This window comes from Paucibacter sp. XJ19-41, assembly GCF_028462495.1.
Classification (GTDB): domain Bacteria; phylum Pseudomonadota; class Gammaproteobacteria; order Burkholderiales; family Burkholderiaceae_C; genus Roseateles_E.
This window is the reverse complement of record NZ_JAQOWX010000238.1, coordinates 445-2,448: the sequence shown is the minus strand read 5'-3', so window position 1 is coordinate 2,448 and position 2,004 is coordinate 445. Positions and strand designations below refer to the sequence as shown.

Here is a 2,004-nt window from a genome sequence, read left to right as displayed (position 1 = left end):
CAAGCTGGCCAGCGTCAGCGACCTGCTCAGCGGCGCCCGGCGGGCGCCGCTGCCCGCGATCGATGTCTGGCAGCCGCTGGCGCTGCGCGGCGGGGCCGATGCCGAAACCCTGGACGCTGCCGAGCGCCGCATTCCGGCCCACTTCCAACACCGCGACCGTGTCGTCACCGCCGAGGACTACCGGCTGCTGGCGCGCGAGGCCCCCGGCGCGGCCGTCGGCCGGGTCGAGGTCTTGCCGCGCTTCAAGCCGCATGAGCGCCAGTCCGGTGTGCCCGGCGCGGTCTCGGTGATGGTGCTGCCGCAGCGCGACAGCGAGGACCAGAGCGCGCCGCTGCCGCGTGCCGACCGGCCGCTGCTGGAAGCCGTCCACGGCTTTCTGAACGAGCGCCGGCCGCTGGCCACCGAGCTCTATGTGATCGGCTGCGAGTACCGCGCGATCGGCCTGGCCGTCGCGGTGCAGATCCGCGCGGGTCATGCGCGCGAAGTCGTGCTGACCGAGGTGCGGCAGGCTTTGCGCCGCTATCTGTGGCCGCTGCCGCTGGACGCCTCGCCTTGGCCGGCCACGCCCGGCCAGGATGGCGGCTACCCGCTGGGCCGGCGCCTCGGGGATCGCGAGCTGGAGGTGGTCGTCGCGCGGGTCAGCGGTGTCGCCGGCGTCTCGCCGCTGCGCCTGTTCGAGCAGGGTGCCGATGGCGGCTTCACCGAGCTGCCCGGCGCCGGCAAGATCCCGACGACCCTGCTGCTGCAGCCCTGGCAGCTGCCGGAGCTGGTGGCGCTGGTCGTCATCGAAGGTGTCGATGCACCGGCCTCGCCCGAGTTGCCGCACAGCCCCTCCAGTGCCGAGCCTGCTCTCTTTCTGCCCGTCGTACCGGAGCTGTGCTGATATGAGCCCCCAGGTTCACCTTGTTCACTGCCCCCCGAGGGGGTGCTCAGCGCCCTTCGGGCGGCCGGGCGGGCACTGAGATGGACATCAACGGCCTTCGCAGCTTCGGTCTCGGCTTCGAGCCCCATGGTTTGAGGCCCTGGGCCGTGCCGCAGGACGATGGCAGCGTCGCCGTGACGATAGAGCCGGCGCCGCAGCATCGCCTCGGCGGCCTGCGCCTGGCCGGCCGGGCCAGCCCGCTGGCCTTGCAGGAGGACGTGGCCGATGTCGACGCGGTGCTGCTGCAGCCCTCGCTGGTGATCGACACGGTCGGCAACCATATGTGCTGGGACGGCGCGGCCCTGGTCTCGAACTCGCATCTGGCCGCCGCCCATGGGCTGGCGCCGCAGGCGCTGGCCTTGCCGCCCGAGGCGCTGCCGGTGACCGATATGACGCTGGGCGCCGACGATGTGCTGTACCTGCTTGCCAATGGGGCGCTGTGGCTGCTCGACCTGCGCGGCCGCTTTGCGCTGACCCGGCTGGCCGCGCCCGAGGTGCTGCAGCCGCAGCGCCTGGCTTCGGCCGCCGAGGGCGGTGTCTGGGTGCTGGACGTCGCCCAGGGTCGGCTGGCGCATCTGCGCGGCCTGCCGCTGTTCACCCGGCCGGTCCATCTGGAGCGCAAGCAGGACGCGCGGCTGGCCGCCTGCGATGCCAATCCCGATCCGCCGCAGTGGCGGCTGCTGCCCGATGCGGTGCCGGCCGACGAGAAGGCGCTGGCCCTGGCCAGCCATCGCGAGGGCGGGCTCTTGCTGCTGAGCCTGCGGCGCGCCGGCGGGGGCGTGCGCCTGCGCCGGCTGCTGGACGACGGCCGCCTGTCGCTGCCGCTGAGCCTGGCCGGGCCGCGCTTTGCCCACACGCTGGGCTGGTTCGACGGCGAGCAGATCGCGCTGGCCACACGCGGCCAGCTGCTGGGCGCCGACGGCCGACCGCGTGATCCCGGCGTCTGGCTCTACGCGCTGCCGGCCGCGCTGCGGCAACGCTGGCAACAGGCCTGCCGGGCCGGCCGCTTGAGCAGCGAGCTGCAGCGCCCGCTGCAGCCCCAGGGCGGCTACTACCCGCTGGCCGGCTGGACCGGCGGCCCC

2 protein-coding genes are annotated in these 2,004 nt (G+C 74.0%); both read left to right on the top strand.

Annotation, left to right across the window (positions count from 1 at the left end):
* Positions 1–883: baseplate J/gp47 family protein (locus tag PO768_RS28510; RefSeq protein ID WP_272648750.1), on the top strand; the 883-nt coding region annotated here is incomplete at its 5' end.
* A gap of 80 nt (positions 884–963) precedes the next feature.
* Positions 964–2,004 (top strand): hypothetical protein (locus PO768_RS28505; RefSeq protein WP_442953317.1); only part of this gene is annotated, 1,041 nt, incomplete at its 3' end.